We start from the raw sequence: 15,877 nt of genomic DNA, 5'->3' as shown, positions 1-15,877 counted from the left end.
CCGGATGTGATCTCGCCCTCTCATGTGAGACGGGAGGGGTCACGGAAGAGCGGGGCGAGCAGGACGGTCGCGGAGGCTACCGGGAGTACGGCGGGCCCCGCGTGCGGGGCGACGATCCGCCGCCCGTAGCGGTCGGGGTCGCCGGCCGCCTCGCGGATCTCGTCGAGGTAGCCGTCGTGCAGGATCGCGGAGAGCTCGCTGACCACCATGACGGCCGGGTTGAACACGTCGAGGAGCAGGGCGGCGGCCCGGCCGACGGTACGGGCGCGTTCGCGCAGCAGCCGGTCGGCGCGGGGGTCGCCGGTGGCGGCCGCGTCGACGAGGAGGTTGACGGAGGGGTCCGGGACGGTCCCGCGGCGCACGGCCTCGGCGCCGAGGACCGTGTCGGAGGCGCTCGGCTGGAGACAACCCGTACGGCCGCACGCGCAGGGGGTGGGCGAACCGGGGACGGGCAGGTGTGCGACGTCGCCGGCGGCGGCGCCGGGGCCCTGGTGCACGGTGCCCTCGATGCCGAAGGCGGCATCGACGACGTTGCCGATGAAGAGGTGGAGGAGGCTGGAGCGGGCCTCGGGGCGGCCGAAGAGGATCTCGGCGTGGGCGATGGCGCGGGCGTGGTTGTCGACGGAGACGGGCAGGCCGAGGCGGTCGCGGAGCCCGGCCGCGAGGGGGACGTCGCGCCAGCCGAGCGCGTCGTGGCGGACGACGGTGCCGTCGCCGGGGCGGACCCAGCCGCCGAGGGCCGCACCGAGGCCGAGGAGGGGCCGGTCGGTCCTGAACTCGCGCAGGAAGCGGTCGAGTTCGGTGGCGATGAGCTCGGGGAGCCGGTCGGGCGACTGCCCGGCGTGCGGGAAGGCCCGGCGGACGAGGACGCGGCCGCGGAGGTCGACGAGGCTGAAGGTGGAGGCGGGCACGCCGATGTGCAGGCCGGCGGCGAGGGGGCCGCCGACGGGGCCGGTGTGGAGGTCGAGGGGGATCCGGGGCCGGCCGGGACCGCCGGGACCGCCGGGCTCACCGGGACCTCCGGGGCCGCCGGGGCCGCCGGGACCCTTGGCGGCCGGGGCGGCGGCGGGGCCGGCCGGTTCGGGGAGTTCGCGCAGTTCCCGGAGCAGGCCGGCCCGCAGCAGGGCGGTGGTCTGCCGTGACACGGAGGCGGGGCTGAGGCCGCACAGCTTCGGGATGTCGCTCCTGGCCCCGCGCCCACCACCACCCGCACCCCCACCACGGTGTACACCGGCAAGGCCGGACCCGACGCCGCCGTGGACCGGGGCTGGCTGCTCGGCCACTTCAAGGAGCCCGGCGATCCGCGCCACAGCGAGGACGTGGAGATCAAGTGGGGCGTGCACCCCAAGGGTGACGAGCGGGCGCGGTGGGTGCGCGGCGAGTCCCGCACGGCGCTGCAGGTGCTGATCAGCGGCCGGTTCCGGCTGGAGTTCCCCGGCCGCAGCATCGTGCTCGCCGAACAGGGCGACTACGTCGTGTGGGGACGCGGCGTGGACCACTCCTGGTACGCGGAGGAGGACTCCGTGGTGCTCACCGTGCGCTGGCCCTCGCTGCCCGGCTACCGGACCGAGGACCAGTCCGGCCGGACCTCCGCTCCGAACCCCGTGTGACCATGGTCCCGCACCTGCCCGGCAGCCTGTGACGATGCCCACGAAGGCGGCCAACGATCACAGAACGCTGCGATCGTGAAGGTGTAGACCATATTTCGAGACGTTCAGCGTTCAGTGTTCAGGCGTTCTTTGCGACGGGCCGTTCCCCGGTGAAGATCCGAACCACCAGGGAGCTCGTCCGTTGGCAGCAATCGCACGGTGGTGCATGCGGCACCGCCTCGTCGTCGTCCTGCTCTGGAGCCTCGCGCTCGGCGGGACCGCCGCGGCCGCGGTCGGCGCGGGAACGGCGTTCTCCAACGACTACGAGGTCCCCGGCACCGAGTCCAGCAAGGCGCACGCCCTGCTCCGCGAGGGCTTCCACGGCCAGGGCGGCGATTCCGACACCATCGTGTGGCGGGCCCCGGACCACCAGAGCGTGCGTACGCCCGCCGTCGAGGAGCGCATGGCGCGGGCGCTCGACTCGATAGCGGCCCTGCCCGGCGTCGGATCGGTCGCGGGCCCCTACGGCACCGAACCCGAGAGCGCCGCCCGGATCAGCGCCGACGGACGGACCGCCTACGCCGTGGTCACCTTCGACCGGCAGGCCGACTCGGTCCCCAAGTCCGAGGCGAAGGCCGTGGTGGAGGCCGCGAAGAACCCGACGACCCAGGCCGACGGCCTCCAGGTCGAGCTCGGCGGCCGCGCCATCGGCCTCACGGAGGCGCCCGGCGCGCACCTCGCCGAAGCCATCGGCGTGGCCATCGCCGCCGTCGTGCTCTTCCTGGCCTTCGGCTCGCTGGCCGCGAGCCTGCTGCCCATCGCGACCGCGTTGGTCAGCGTCGGCACCGCCTATTTCGGCATCACCCTCCTCGGGCACGCGATGCCGGTCGCCGACTTCGCCCCGATGCTGGGCACCCTGGTGGGCCTCGGCGTGGGCATCGACTACGCGCTGTTCATCGTCACCCGCCACCGCAAGGGCCTCCAGCGCGGACTCCCGGTCGAGGAGGCCGCCGAGAACGCCGTCGCCACCACCGGCCGGGCCGTCGTCTTCGCCGGGGCCACCGTCTGCATCGCGCTGCTCGGGATGCTCGTGCTGCGGCTGAACTTCCTCAACGGCGTCGCGATAGCCGCCTCCCTCACCGTGGTCCTGACCGTCGCCGCCTCGGTGACCCTGCTGCCCGCTCTCCTCTCCTGCATCGGCGCGCGGGCCCTCTCGCGCCGTGAGCGCCGCAGACTGGCCGCCGAGGGCCCGCGGGCCGAGTCCGCCACCGGCTTCGCCGCCCGCTGGTCCGCCTTCGTCGAGCGCCACCCCAAGCTGCTCGGCATCCTGGCCACGGCGGTCATGGCGGTGCTGGCGCTGCCCATGCTCTCGCTCCACCTGGGCACCTCCGACCAGGGCAACAACCCGGCCACCTCCACCACCCGCAAGGCGTACGACCTGCTCGCGGACGGCTTCGGCCCGGGAACGAACGGCCCGCTGACCGTGGTCGCCCGCCTCGAAGGCGCCGGCGACCGACTGGCCGTGGACCGGCTGGCCGATTCGCTCCGCACGGCCGGGGGCGTGGCCTCCGCCGGACCGGCCGTCTTCAACCGGAGCGGCGAAACGGCCGTCATCACCGTCGTGCCGGACTCCCCGCCGCAGTCCCGGGCCACGAGCGACCTGGTCGACACGCTGCGCGAGGAGGTCATCCCGCGCGCCGCGCAAGGCAGCTCCATGCAGGTCCACGTGGGCGGCGTGACCGCCGGCTACGACGACTTCGCCGCCGTCATCATCGGCAAACTGCCGCTCTTCGTCGGGGTGGTCATCGCGCTGGGCTGCCTCCTGCTGCTGCTGGCCTTCCGCTCCATCGGCATCCCGCTCAAGGCGGCCGCCATGAACGTCGCCGCCGTCGCCTCCTCCTTCGGAGTCGTCGTCGCGGTCTTCCAGTGGGGCTGGGGCAGCGAACCGATGGGCCTGGGCAGCGCCGGCCCCATCGAGCCCTTCCTGCCGGTGATCATGGTCTCGGTGCTCTTCGGACTGTCCATGGACTATCAGGTCTTCCTCGTCAGCCGGATGTACGAGGAGTGGCTGGAGACCGGGGACAACAAGCGGGCCGTGCGCGTCGGCCTCACCGAGACCAGCCGGGTGATCAACTCGGCGGCGGTCATCATGATCTCCGTCTTCCTGGCCTTCGTGCTCAGCGGCGACCGGCTCATCGCCATGTTCGGCATCGCGCTGGCCGTGGCCGTCGCTCTCGACGCCTTCGTCCTGCGCACCCTCCTGGTCCCGGCCCTCATGCACATGCTCGGCGGCGCCAACTGGTGGCTGCCGGCCTGGCTGGACCGCCGGCTGCCGCGCATCAGCATCGAACCCCCCGAACGCCGGCCCCGTGCGACACTTCCGGCACAGCGGGCCGGCGCCTCCGCAGCCACGAGCGAGGACGGCAACGAGCCCGCCACAGCATCCCGGTGACGCGGTGAACCGCCGCCCGAACCCCAAGGACGAGCCCGCATGTTCTCGACAGACCTCGCCGAAGGCGCCCAGCTGTTCCCGCTGGAGATCCGGCACGCCGAGGAGCTCCTGGCGCACATGGACCGCGGCCGGGAACACATCGGTCGGTTCGTCGGACTGCCGGACGTCGTCGCCGACCTCGAAGGGGCCCGGTCCTACCTGGCCGCCTACGCGCAGAAGGCGGCCACCGACACCGGGCGGCTCTACGGCATCCGGGTCGACGGCGTCCTCGTCGGCGGGGTCCTCTTCCGCACCTTCGACACCGCGAGCGGCACCTGCGAGGCCGGCTGCTGGCTGGAGCCCGCCATGGTCGGCCGCGGCCTGGTGACCAAGGCCTGCCGGACCATCATCGACTGGGCCTTCCGGGAGCGCGGCATGCACCGCGTCGAGTGGCACGTCGCCTCCGGCAACAAGAAGAGCATCGCCGCCGCCGAGCGCCTCGGAATGACCCGCGAGGGCGTCCTGCGGGAGAACGACCTCTACCGCGGCGCCCGCCAGGACACCGAGATCTGGTCGGTCCTCGCCCACGAGTGGCCCCCGGCCCCGACCGCGTAACCGCGTCCCCGGCACCTGCCGTTGCCGCACCCGCCCCCGGGTCCCCCGAGGACCGCGGGCGGCCGGGTGCGGGCGGTCCCGCCGGATTCTCAGAAACCTCTCATACAAGCCGCCTACGGTGCCCCGCATGGACACCACGAAGACCCCCGCCCCGACCGCTCCCGAGGCGGACTCCCCGGCCGACCTGAAGAAGGCCGCCGCCGACGAGTCGACCGCCCCGGTCGCCGCCGACCCCGCCGTCGAGGAGATCCTCGACGAGGACCTCGAGGACGACCTCGACGACGAGCTCGACGCGCCCGCCGAGGGCGGCAGTGGCGTCGCGGCCGCGGCCTCGGCCGTCGTCGCCGCCGGTCTCGGCCTGATCGCCCTCAGCGGCAGCTGGGTCTCCCGCGTCGTGGCCGAGCGCACCACCCTCGTCGGCCAGATCGGCTCGGCCAACGCCACCAGCACCGAGGAGAAGATCGAGGCGCTGTACGGCAACGCCTGGCAGATCACCGCCCTGGTCAACGGTGTCCTGTCGACGATCGCGCTGCTCATCGCCGTCTTCGTCCTGGCCCGCCCCGCCTTCGGCGCCCCCGGCCGTACGCTCCCCACCTGGGTCCGTGCCGTGTCCTGGGCCGCCGTGGTCCTCGGCGCCCTCGGCGTGATCGTCTTCGGCGTCATGTACTTCCTCCCCCTCCCCAAGGCCGCTTAGACCTAGGCCGCCTAGGCACTGCCTTAGTCCGCTTCGGGGACCCGCGGCCCCGGACTAAGGACCCCCGGTCCGCCCGGATGCGGCATGCTCCCGATGCGCGGGTACCCCCTGGGAAGCGAATCTTGGATCACACCGAACGAGGTGCCGAGAAACGCAACCAGGGAGTACGAGATGTTCGAGTACGAGATCGCCACCGCCCGCCGCGAAGACCTCATCCGTGAGGCCGACGCGTACCGCCTGGTCCGGGAAGCGAAGAAGGCCCGCCGCGGCTCCTCTCGGTTCCAGGAATCCGAAGGGCCGGTGAGAAGCCTGCGGGGCAGCTTCACCCGCGCCGCGTAACCCGCGCCGCGAACCGCGTGAACGGCCGCGTGATGAGCAGCGCACCGATAACAAGTGCCGATGGGCAGGGCCTCTGTGCGATGCTCGGCGGCGTGGAAACCAGATCTGTCAGCCCGGTGTTCGTCGGCCGAGCCGACGAACTGGCCGTACTCACCGACGCCCTGACGCGCGCCACCGGCGGCCAAGAGCCGCAGGCACTGCTCGTCGGCGGCGAGGCCGGGGTCGGCAAGACCCGCCTCACCGAGGAGTTCCTCTGCGAGGCCGACCGCCGCGGCGCGGTCGTCGCCGTCGGAGGCTGTGTGGAGATCGGGGCGGAGGGCCTTCCCTTCGCCCCGTTTTCGACCGCCCTGCGCACCCTGCACCGGCTGCTCCCCGCCGAACTTGCCGCAGCGGCCGCCGGCCAGGAGGACGAGCTCGCCCGCATCCTCCCCGAACTCGGCGAGACCCCGCGCGGCCCCCACGACGAGGAGAGCACCGCCCGGCTCTTCGAGCTGACGGCCCGGATGCTGGAGCGGCTCGCCGCCGACCGCACCGTCGTCCTCGTCCTGGAAGACCTGCACTGGGCGGACACCTCCACCAGGCACCTGCTCTCGTACCTCTTCAGGGCGCTGGGCAGCGGCCGGCTCGTCCTGGTCGCCACCTACCGCGCCGACGACGTCCACCGCCGCCACCCGCTGCGCCCGCTCCTCGCCGAGCTGGACCGGCTGCGCACCGTCCAGCGCATCGAGGTGGCCCGCTTCAACCGCGCCGAGGTCCGCCGCCAGCTCGCCGGCATCCTCGCCTCCCAGCCCGACGAGGACTTCGTCGAATCGGTCTTCGACCGCTCCGACGGCAACGCCTTCTTCGTCGAGGAACTCGTCGCCTCCCGCTCCAGCGGCTGCGTCACCGGCCTCACCGAATCCCTGCGCGACCTCCTCCTCGTGCGCGTCGAAGTCCTCCCGGACGCCTCGCAGCGCGTCGTGCGCATCGTCGCCGAAGGCGGCTCCACGGTGGAGTACGGGCTGCTGCGCGCCGTCACCGGGCTCACCGAGGACGAGCTGATCGAAGCCCTGCGCGCGGCGGTCGGCGCCAACATCCTCCTCCCCACCTCCGACGGCGACGGCTACCGCTTCCGCCACTCCCTGGTCCGCGAGGCCGTCTCCGACGACCTGCTGCCCGGCGAGCGCGCCCGGGTCAACCGCCGCTACGCCGAGGCACTGGAGGCCGACGACTCGCTGGCCCGCGCCGAGGAGCGCGTCATCCGGCTCGCCAACTACTGGTACTACGCCAACGACGCCGTCAGGGCACTGCCCGCCGTCCTCGCCGCCTCGGTGGCCGCCCGCCGCCGGCACGCCTACGCCGAGCAGCTGCGCCTGCTGGAGCGGGCCATGGACCTGTGGGAGGGCGTACCGGAGGAGGTGCGCCGCGAACTGCGCCCGGCGGACTACACCGAGGTGTACCCGCCCTGCGGCTGCGACCCCGCGACCACCCCGCTGCAGCGCCTGGACCTGCTGGCCGAGGCCACCGTCGCGGCCCGCTTCGGCGGCGAACGCGAACGCGCCCTGAAGATCACCAAGATCGCGCTGCGCTCCCTCGACGACGGCCACGACCCGCTGCGCGCCGCCTGGTTCTGGACCGAGCGCTCCCGGCTCGTCGCCAGCCTCGCCCGCGGCGACGGCTGGGAGGAGCTCGCCACGGCACAGGAGCTCGTCCGCGGGCTGCCCCCGTCCCAGGTGCACGCCGAGGTCCTCGTCCGGGCCGCGAGCTGGGGCATGCTCCACGACCCGGGCCCCGACAACCTCGCCGCCGCCGAACGCGCCGTGGAGTACGCGCGGAAGGTCGGCGCCGAGGAGACGGAACTCAACGCCCGGATCACCGTCGGCACCCTGCTCACCGACGCCGGGGAAGCCGAGCGCGGTCTCGCCGAGCTGTACGCGGTCAAGGACCGGGCCGCCGAACTCGGCCTCGGCGTTCTGACGGGACGCGCTCATGTGAACCTCACCTCTCAGTTGGAAAGCATGGGCCGGTCCCGCGAAGCCGTGGAACTGGCAGAACAAGGTGCCGAACTGGTCAAGAAGTCCCAGCTGATGGACTCCGAGGCCTGGGTCCGCGGGAACCTGGCCGAGAGCCTCTACAGCCTCGGCCGCTGGGAGGAGGCCGCGAAGGAGGCCCGGCTCACCATGAGCCTCGTCAGCAGCGCCGCCCCGCGCGCCGCTGCCGCCGCACGCCTCTCCTACCTGGCCCTGGCCCGCGGCGAGATCACCGAGGCCGCCGGCCAGCTCACCGCCGCCCGCGCCCACTTCGGAGCGCACGACGGCCAGCCCCAGCACCGGATCCCGATGTTCCGCCTCGGGATCGGCGTGGCCGCGGGGGAGGGCCGGATCGCCGACGTCCGCACCCAGGTCGGCGAGGCAGTCGCCGACGGCTTCCCGCTCGGCCACCACCGCTACGCCTGGCCGCTGCTGCTCGCCGCCGCCACGGCCGAGGCCGACGCCCGGGGCCTGCCGTCCGCCGAAGCCGGCCGGGACCAGGCGCTCGCCGTCCTCGCCGCCGCCGCCCGCGCCCTGGAGGCCCCGGTCCCGGTGTGGGCCGCCCACGCCGAGTTCCTCCGGGCCGAGCTGCTGCGCGCCGAGGACCGGGACACCGTCGCCGACTGGACGGGCGTCGAGGAGTCGGTCCGCCCCTTGGAGCGCCCGTACCTGCTGGCCAGGGCCAGGCACCGGCTCGTGGAGGCCCTGCTCGCCGCCGGCGGCGACCGGGAGGCCGCGGCCGGGCTGCTCCGCGAGGCCCACACGACGGCGGAACAGCTCGGCGCCCGCCGGCTCCGCGAGGACCTGGCCCTGCTCGCCCGGCGCGCCCGGCTCCCGCTCACCCCCGTGCACACCGCCAAGGACGCTCCGCCGCCCGAAGTCGACCCCGTCGAGGCGCTGGGCCTGACCAGCCGCGAACGCGACGTGCTGCGCCTGGTCGCGGCGGGCCACACCAACCGCCAGATCGCCGAGGAGCTCTTCATCTCCCCGAAGACGGCAAGCGTGCACGTCTCGAACATCCTGGCGAAGCTGGGTGTCGCGGGCCGCGGCGAGGCGGCCGCCCTGGCCCACCGGCTACGGCTCTTCGGCCCGCCCGCCCCGAAGGCGGCCCACGCGACGCGCTAGTGCGGTGGACCTTCCCGGTCACAGCACTAGAGCCCCGGGTGCTCCTCCGGGTGCTCCTTGGGGCGTATGAGCACGGTGCCGGAGTCCAGATCTATCGGACCCTTTCCCGGGTCGCCGTCATTCACGTCGACCCGGGAGAGCTCCAGCCGCTTCTTCTCGTCGTCCGCGTGCTTGCGTCCCGGGCTGAAAATCTCCTCGATCATGTTGAACATCGCGCCCACCGTGCCTTTCGTCCCCCCGTCGGGGCCCGCCGGTCATCGCACCGTCAGTGTCAGGATCCTGTCGTCGCCCGATTCCGGCGACCCGCGCCCGTCCGTCTCGCTCGTGACCAGCAGCAGCTTGTCCCCGCCCAGGGCCACCACGGTCCGCAGGCGGCCGTACTCACCCTCCAGGAAGGCCTCGGGCTCCGCCACCGGGTTCGCCCCGGCCAGCGGAATCCGCCAGAGCCGCTGCCCCCTGAGCCCGGCCATCCAGACCGAGCCCTGCGCCCAGGCGATCCCGCTCGGCGAGGCCTGCTCGGTCTTCCACACCGCCACCGGATCGCGCATCCCCGGCTTTCCGGCCTTGCCCTCGGCCTCCGGCCAGCCGTAGTTCGCCCCGGGCTCGATCAGATTCAGCTCGTCCCAGGTGTTCTGGCCGAACTCGGCCGCCCACAGCCGTTTGTCCTTGTCCCAGGCGAGCCCCTGCACATTGCGGTGCCCGGAGGAGTAGACGACCGAATCGGCCTCCGGATTGCCGTGCACCGGCTGTCCGTCCGGGGTCATCCGCAGGATCTTGCCGCCCAGCGACTCCTTGTCCTGGGCCAGCCCGGTGTCCCCGGCCTCGCCCGTCCCGGCGTAGAGCATCTTGTCCGGGCCGAAGGCGATCCGCCCGCCGTTGTGGATCATCCCCTTGGGGATTCCCCGGAACACCGTGTCGGGTGCGCCCAACTGCTCTCCGACCGGTCTCTTGTCGTCATACCGGAGCCGGGCGATGCGGTTGTCGGACTCGGTCGTGAAGTACGCGTACACCATGCGGTCCGAGGCGAAGGAAGGGGACAGGGCCAGGCCCAGCAGCCCGCCCTCGCCGGCCGGGGCCACCCCGGGCACCTTGCCGACCTGGGTCACCTCGCCCGTGCCCACATCGACCCGGCTGATCGTCCCCTTGTCCCGCGAGGCGATCAGCAGGTTCCCGTCGGGCAGCGGAGCCACCCCCCACGGGGACTCCAGGCCCTTGGCGGCCACGCCCGTCACCGTCACCCCGCCCTTGGCCGGCGGGCCGGCCTCCGAGGGGGAGGCGGACGCCCCGCCGGAGGCCGCCGGCGCGGGGGAGGCCGCATCCGGTGACGAGCCTCCCGGCCGGGCCCCGGCGCCGCCCGGCGGCGAGCACCCCGCCGCCAACAGCGCCCCGCACCCGGCCAGGGCGAAGGCCGCCAGCACTCCGCGCGCCCCGGCCCGACCCGGCGCCGGGCCGCGCACCTGGTCCTGGCCCCAGTCCTGGCCCCAGTCCTGGCCCCGCTCCTGGCCCCAGTCCTGGACCCGGTCCTGGCTCCGCTCCTGGCCCCGCTCCCGGTCCTGATTCCGTTCGTATCGCATCGCCGTGCTCCCCTCCGGTCCTCCGATCGTGCCCTTCACATGACTCAACAGCCACGGCCGTTCCCGAAGTTCCGCCACTCGTACACTCGATCGAGTGGTCGTGGGTCGGCCCGGGCCTCAGCCCCGCGCCTCAGTCCCACGCCTCAGTCCCAGGCCCCCACCGGGTCCGGCAGTCCCGACAGCTCGGCCAGGTCCTCCGCGGTCAGCAGGACCTCCGCCGCCCGCGCGTTCTCCGCCGCCCAGCACGCCTGCCCGGTTCCGGGCACCGGAACCACCTGCGGACCCTGTGCCAGCACCCACGCCAGTGCCGCCTGCGCGGCCGTGACCCCGGGCCCGTGCCGCCGGGCCACCCGCCGCAGCCCCGCCACCAGCACCTGGTTCGCCGCCATCGCGTACGCCGTGAACAGCGGATGGCGGGCCCGCACGTCCTGCGCCTCGAACCCCTCGCCCGGGGTCAGCGTCCCGGTCAGGAACCCGCTCCCCAGCGGCATCGCAGCCAAGAACCCCACCCCGCGCGCCGCGCACCACGGCAGCAGGTGCCGCGCCGCCTGCGGCGACCACACCGACAGCTCCGCCTGCACCGCGCTCACCGGGAACACCTGCTGCGCCCGTTCCAGATGCCGCAGGGTCGCCCCGTACGACCGGTCCCCGAGCCGCCCCGCGCCCGGCCCGGTCCCGGCGCCCAGCGCGCAGAAGCCGAGCGCCCGCACCTTCCCCGCGCCCACCAGCTCCGCCAGCGCGCCCCACGACTCCTCCACCGGCACCTCCGGGTCCACCCGGTGCAGCTGGTACAGGTCTATGACGTCGGTGCGCAGCCTGCGCAGCGAGGCGTCGCAGGCCCGCCGCAGGTACCCGGGCCGGCCGTCCGCCACCACGTGCCGCCCGTCCGCCCGCAGCCCCGCCTTGGCGGACACGAAGGCGTCCTGGCGGCGCTCCCGCAGCACCCGCCCGAGCAGCAGCTCGTTCGTGTAAGGGCCGTACAGGTCGGCGGTGTCCAGCAGGTTCGCGCCCAGGTCCAGGGCCGTGTGCACCGTCCGCAACGAGTCCTCGCGCCGCCTGCGCGCAGGCGCGTACGCCCCGCTCATCGGCATGCACCCGAGTCCGACGGCGCCCACCGTCAGCGCCCCCGACCCGATCGACCTGCGCTCCACCCCTGCGTCCCCCTTGGTCCTCCCGGTCCGGCACACAAACTAACGGCTCGATCCGGATCCCCTGGCATAGCCTCCTGATCATGACTGCAGAGATTCCCGAGACCCTCGACGTATGGCTCCCCTTCCCCGCCGAGGAGATCGAGGGGCTGCCCGATGCCTTCCGCTACCGCCTCTGGGACGGCGAGGAGGCCTTCCCGGCCGATCCGGCCGCCTGCGTCTTCTACGTCACGCCGTACATGAAGTCCCCGGCCGTCACCCTGCGCCCGCTGCCCGCGATGGAGCGCCTGCGGGTCGTGCAGACCCTCACCGCCGGCATCGACCACGTCCTGGGCGGCCTCGGGGACCTCGGCCCCGGCGTACGGCTGTGCAACGCCCGCGGCGTCCACGAGGCGTCCACCGCCGAACTGGCGCTCACCTTGACCCTGGCCTCCCTGCGCGGGATCCCCGGCATGGTGCGCGGCCAGGACCGCGAGGAGTGGCGCTTCGGGTTCTACGAGGCCCTCGCGGACAAGTCCGTGCTGATCATCGGCTACGGGGCGATCGGCTCGGCCATCGAGGACCGCCTCGCGCCCTTCGAGTGCGAGCGGATCACCAGGGTCGCGCGGACGGCGCGCACGACGGCGCGCGGGCCGGTGCACGCCCTCGCCGACCTGCCCCAACTGCTGCCCCTGGCCGACGTGGTGATCCTCTCCACCCCGCTCACCGAACAGACGCGGGGACTGGCGGACGCGGAGTTCCTGCGCCGCATGAAGGACGGGGCGCTGCTGGTGAACGTGGCCCGCGGCCCCGTCGTCGACACCAAGTCGCTCCTGGCGGAGGCGGAGTCGGGCCGGCTGCGCGCCGCGCTGGACGTCACCGACCCGGAACCGCTGCCTTCAGGCCATCCGCTCTGGCATGCTCCGGGTGTCCTGATCACCCCCCATGTGGGCGGCAGCAGCTCGGCGTTCGAGCCCCGGGCCAAGCGCCTGGTGGCCCGCCAGCTCCGCCGCTTCGCCGCCGGATCGCCCGTGGAGAACACGGTGTTGATCACGGAGTGACGGCTGGTGCGCACGCTCCGCAGTCGTGCGGATGCGCCCGGTGGGCACAACTCCCCAGTTGGTGACGGAGCGTAGAGAAGCTATGTCCCTGAGTGACGAAAGTGGTGTATCGTCCGGAACAAGGGGCTGCGGCGCGGTGGTCTGGCGCTGGGGAAGTGATCGGACACTTTGGGGGGCGACGGGCGATGTACGGCCAATGGGTGAAGGATCCGGTGCGGCGAAGCGGCCGCAAACGACGGTGCCGGGACTGGGGCACGCCGAAACCAGCCAGCGAGGGGGACCGGTGAGTGCCCCGGGGGCGGCGCTCCTGACCCGTCGGCCCCTCGCGGGCGGCGGCAAGGGTCTGGCGATGCAGCTCCTCCTCGCGGTGGTCAGCAGCGGGTACGGCGTGGGCGCCGCCCTCGGCTGGGGCTCCAAGGAACTCGCCGATTTCATGGGCGACTTCGGGCTCAGCGCCGCCGGGCTGCTGGCGGCAGTCTCCTGCTTCACGTACGCGCGGGCCATCGACAGCCGCGAGCGCCCGGCCTGGCTGCTGTTCGCGTTCTCCTCGCTCATGGGCAGCTGCGGAAACGCCGTCTGGGGCTGGTACGAGGTGGTCCTCGGTGAGAGCGTGCCGAAGCCCTCCATCGCGGACTTCGCCTTCCTCTGCTTCGCACCGCCCGCCATCGTGGGCCTGCTCGTCCTCGCCAAGCGCCCCGTCACCAGAGCCGGCTGGGTCTGCCTCGGGCTCGACTCCTGGCTCATCGGCGGCTCCCTGCTCACCCTCTCCTGGAGCCTGGCCCTCGCCCACGCGGCGCGCACCGCCCAGACCGGGGCCCCCGGCAGCGTCCCGCGTGCGGCCCTCTCGCTGGCCTATCCGCTCCTGGACATCGCGCTCGTCTCGATGGTGCTGGTGCTGCACTTCCGCCGCTCCGAGACCAACCGCTCCGCCGTGAACACCGCCATCGCGGCCCTCTCGCTGACCGTGCTCAGCGACGCGCTGTTCACCTCGCCCCTGCTCAGCGCCGAGTACCAGTCCGGCCAGCTCCTCGATGCGGGCTGGTTCGCCGGCTCGCTCCTCCTCGCGTACGCGCCCTGGGGCGCCCGCCGGCTCCACCAGGGCCCCGAGTCCGTCGCCCACGCGCGCGCCGAGCGGCCGCACAGCCGCCCCATCACCGGCTCCCTGCCCGCCCTGACCCCGTACCTCGCGGCGGCCGTCTGCACCCTCGGCATCCTCTACAACGTGGTGGACGGCCGGAAGGTCGACCGGGTCGTCGTCTTCACCGGCTGCACGGTCGTCCTCGCCCTCGTCATCCGGCAGGGCATCATGCTCCTCGACAACATCGCGCTGACCCAGGAGCTGGCCCAGAAGGAGAACCACTTCCGCTCCCTGGTCCAGGGCTCCAGCGACGTCATCATGATCGCCGCGCCCACCGGGACCCTGCGCTACGTCAGCCCCGCCGCCGCCGGGGTCTACGGCCGCGAGGCGGAGGAGCTGGTCGGCACCGAGCTGGCCGCCCTGATCCACCCCGACGACCTGGGCCGCGTCGTCCACGAGGTGCGCCGCTTCCTGGCCGCCCCGCCCGCCGAGGAGCCGACCACCCGCATCGAGTGCCGGTTCAAGTCCGGCGAGGGCGAGTGGCTCAACGTGGAGTCCACCGTCAACCGCCATCAGGGCGGGCTCATCCTCAACAGCCGCGACGTCACCGAGCGGGTCAGGCTCCAGGCGCAGCTCCAGCACAGCGCCGAGCACGACCCGCTCACCGACCTCCCCAACCGGGCCCTGTTCACCCGCCGGGTCCGCCAGGCCCTGACCGGCCGGCGGGCCGGGGACCACAGCACCGCCGTGCTCTTCATCGACCTCGACGGCTTCAAAGCGGTCAACGACACCATCGGCCACCAGGCGGGCGACGAACTGCTCGTCGAGGCGGCCCGCCGGCTCCAGGACTCGGTCCGGTCCGGGGACACCGCGGCCCGCCTCGGCGGCGACGAGTTCGCCGCGCTGATCCTGGGCGACGGCAGCCGCGACCGCAGCGCCCGCGAGTACCTGGTCCACGAGATCGCCGACCGGCTGCGCACCACGCTTTCCCAGCCCTACCGGATCTCCGGCAGCGAGGTCCGGGTCGCGGCCAGCATCGGCGTGGCCTTCGCCGACCCCGGCATCACCCCTTCGGACCTCATGCGCAACGCGGATCTCGCGATGTACCGGGCCAAGGCGGGCGGCAAGGACCGGGTCGAGATGTACGCGCCGCAGATGCAGGCCGAAGTCGTCCGCAAGGCGGAGCTGGCCGGGCGGCTGCGCACCGCGCTGCACGAGGGCGAGTTCGCGCTGCTCCACCAGCCCGTGGTCTCCCTGGCCACCGGCGAGATCTCGGCCGTGGCGGCGCAGGCCCGGTGGCGCTCCGCCCAGGGGATCCTGTTCACGCCCGCCGAGTTCCTGCGGGTCGCCGAGTACAGCGAGGGCGGCCACCCGGGCCACCCGGCCCTGCCGGACGCCTCGCGCACCGCCGAGTTGGGGCGGTGGCTGCTGGAGGAGGCCGTCGGGCAGGCCGCCGAGCGGCACCGGGCCGGGCACGACGTACCCGTGGCCGTCCGGATGACCGCGCAGCGGCTGCTGGACCGGTCGATGCCGCTGGGCTCGGTGGAGGCCCTCCTCACGCGCAACGGGCTGCCGTCGGGGGCGCTCGTCCTGGAGCTCGCCGTGTCCGACCCCAGGGTGCCCTTCGACGACCTGGAGCGGCGCCTGGCGGCGCTGCGGCGGCTCGGGGTCCTGATCGCCCTCGACGGCTTCGGCAGCGGCTACGCGGCCATCAGCGCGCTGCGCAGGCTCCCGGTGGACATGCTCAAGCTCGACCGGGGCCTGGTCGAGGGCGTCGTCGAGTCCGCTCGCCTCCACAAGATCACCGCAGGTTTGTTGCGTATCGCAAACGACCTGGGCATGCAGTCGGTGGCGGAGGGCGTGGACCTGCCCGAGCAGGTGCTGGCCCTGCGCGCGATGGGCTGTACGCACGGGCAGGGGATGGCCTTCTCGGGCCCTCTCGACGAGTACAGGCTGCGGCGGGCGCTCGTGAGAGGTACGTTCCCAGTACCGGGCGGTGCGGCCCAGCCAGCATTGGCCGGTGGTTCCCCAGGGGGCTCGATGGCCATCCACAGAGGCTCACATAATGAGACGCCCGTCCCACCCGCTTGACATCACCCTCCCGCCGGAGGGAGGGTCAGTGCCATGCGCACCCGAATTCTCGTACTTGGAAAGCGCGTCGGCTGAAGCTGGGACCAGCATGTCCCCGCTCAACGCACCCGACGCGCTCCCCTCGCTTGCCTCCCGGCACGAGGG

General features: G+C 73.4%; 12 protein-coding genes. 8 read left to right on the top strand and 4 right to left on the bottom strand.

The window, feature by feature from the left end; translation table 11 throughout:
* Nucleotides 1-20: 20 nt before the first annotated feature.
* Nucleotides 21-1,145: an ROK family protein gene (locus DRB96_RS04895; protein ID WP_343234505.1), complete on the bottom strand. Its 1,125-nt coding sequence runs from the start codon at nucleotides 1,143-1,145 to the stop codon at nucleotides 21-23.
* 78 nt (nucleotides 1,146-1,223) lie between these two features.
* On the opposite strand from DRB96_RS04895, the gene DRB96_RS04890 reads away from it, so the two are divergent.
* From DRB96_RS04890 to DRB96_RS45820, 6 genes are all read left to right on the top strand, one after another.
* Entirely contained in the window at nucleotides 1,224-1,610 is a 387-nt protein-coding gene (locus DRB96_RS04890; RefSeq protein WP_112447050.1) for a signal peptidase I, read from the top strand.
* 181 nt (nucleotides 1,611-1,791) lie between these two features.
* A complete protein-coding gene (locus DRB96_RS04885) occupies nucleotides 1,792-4,041 on the top strand; it encodes an MMPL family transporter (RefSeq protein ID WP_112447049.1) in 2,250 nt (749 codons plus the stop codon).
* 39 nt (nucleotides 4,042-4,080) lie between these two features.
* On the top strand, nucleotides 4,081-4,635 hold the full coding sequence (locus tag DRB96_RS04880; protein ID WP_112447048.1) for a GNAT family protein: 555 nt from the start codon (nucleotides 4,081-4,083) through the stop codon (nucleotides 4,633-4,635).
* A gap of 127 nt (nucleotides 4,636-4,762) precedes the next feature.
* Complete coding sequence (locus tag DRB96_RS04875) at nucleotides 4,763-5,329, top strand: hypothetical protein (protein ID WP_112447047.1); 567 nt, start codon at nucleotides 4,763-4,765, stop codon at nucleotides 5,327-5,329.
* A 141-nt stretch (nucleotides 5,330-5,470) separates the two neighbouring features.
* A complete protein-coding gene (locus tag DRB96_RS42680; protein ID WP_162688393.1) occupies nucleotides 5,471-5,668 on the top strand; it encodes a hypothetical protein in 198 nt (65 codons plus the stop codon).
* Nucleotides 5,669-5,748: 80 nt separating this feature from the next.
* Nucleotides 5,749-8,802 carry a helix-turn-helix transcriptional regulator gene (locus DRB96_RS45820; RefSeq protein WP_112447045.1) on the top strand — a complete coding sequence of 1,018 codons (3,054 nt, stop codon included), beginning with the start codon at nucleotides 5,749-5,751 and terminating at the stop codon, nucleotides 8,800-8,802.
* A 26-nt stretch (nucleotides 8,803-8,828) separates the two neighbouring features.
* Here the strand turns inward: DRB96_RS45820 and DRB96_RS04865 are convergent, their stop codons facing one another.
* From DRB96_RS04865 to DRB96_RS04855, 3 genes are all read right to left on the bottom strand, one after another.
* Nucleotides 8,829-9,014: a DUF6191 domain-containing protein gene (locus DRB96_RS04865; protein WP_112447043.1), complete on the bottom strand. Its 186-nt coding sequence runs from the start codon at nucleotides 9,012-9,014 to the stop codon at nucleotides 8,829-8,831.
* Between the two features lie 42 nt (nucleotides 9,015-9,056).
* Nucleotides 9,057-10,376 carry a PQQ-dependent sugar dehydrogenase gene (locus DRB96_RS04860; protein ID WP_204357638.1) on the bottom strand — a complete coding sequence of 440 codons (1,320 nt, stop codon included), beginning with the start codon at nucleotides 10,374-10,376 and terminating at the stop codon, nucleotides 9,057-9,059.
* A gap of 143 nt (nucleotides 10,377-10,519) precedes the next feature.
* Nucleotides 10,520-11,527, bottom strand: coding sequence for an aldo/keto reductase (locus DRB96_RS04855; protein ID WP_112447041.1), 1,008 nt, complete (start codon nucleotides 11,525-11,527; stop codon nucleotides 10,520-10,522).
* Nucleotides 11,528-11,607: 80 nt separating this feature from the next.
* Here DRB96_RS04855 and DRB96_RS04850 point away from each other — a divergent pair, with 80 nt between their 5' ends.
* Together DRB96_RS04850 and DRB96_RS04845 are read left to right on the top strand one after the other, a co-directional pair.
* A complete protein-coding gene (locus DRB96_RS04850; protein ID WP_112447039.1) occupies nucleotides 11,608-12,564 on the top strand; it encodes a 2-hydroxyacid dehydrogenase in 957 nt (318 codons plus the stop codon).
* 349 nt (nucleotides 12,565-12,913) lie between these two features.
* A complete protein-coding gene (locus DRB96_RS04845; RefSeq protein WP_112453211.1) occupies nucleotides 12,914-15,733 on the top strand; it encodes an EAL domain-containing protein in 2,820 nt (939 codons plus the stop codon).
* The last annotated feature ends 144 nt before the right edge of the window (nucleotides 15,734-15,877 follow it).

Origin of the sequence: Streptomyces sp. ICC1 (assembly GCF_003287935.1) — a bacterium.
Lineage (GTDB): Bacteria > Actinomycetota > Actinomycetes > Streptomycetales > Streptomycetaceae > Streptomyces > Streptomyces tritrimontium.
The sequence above is the reverse complement of the archived record's forward strand: the minus strand, read 5'-3'. Positions and strand labels throughout refer to the sequence as shown.

Bases quoted from the DNA above. Each gene is read 5' to 3' on its own strand.
- DRB96_RS04880 (WP_112447048.1), top strand. From the start codon at position 4,081: ATGTTCTCGACAGACCTCGCCGAAGGCGCCCAGCTGTTCCCGCTGGAG.
- DRB96_RS04875 (WP_112447047.1), top strand. From the start codon at position 4,763: ATGGACACCACGAAGACCCCCGCCCCGACCGCTCCCGAGGCGGACTCC.
- DRB96_RS45820 (WP_112447045.1), top strand. From the start codon at position 5,749: ATGCTCGGCGGCGTGGAAACCAGATCTGTCAGCCCGGTGTTCGTCGGC.
- DRB96_RS04865 (WP_112447043.1), bottom strand. From the start codon at position 9,014: ATGTTCAACATGATCGAGGAGATTTTCAGCCCGGGACGCAAGCACGCG.
- DRB96_RS04860 (WP_204357638.1), bottom strand. From the start codon at position 10,376: ATGCGATACGAACGGAATCAGGACCGGGAGCGGGGCCAGGAGCGGAGC.
- DRB96_RS04850 (WP_112447039.1), top strand. From the start codon at position 11,608: ATGACTGCAGAGATTCCCGAGACCCTCGACGTATGGCTCCCCTTCCCC.
- DRB96_RS04845 (WP_112453211.1), top strand. From the start codon at position 12,914: ATGCAGCTCCTCCTCGCGGTGGTCAGCAGCGGGTACGGCGTGGGCGCC.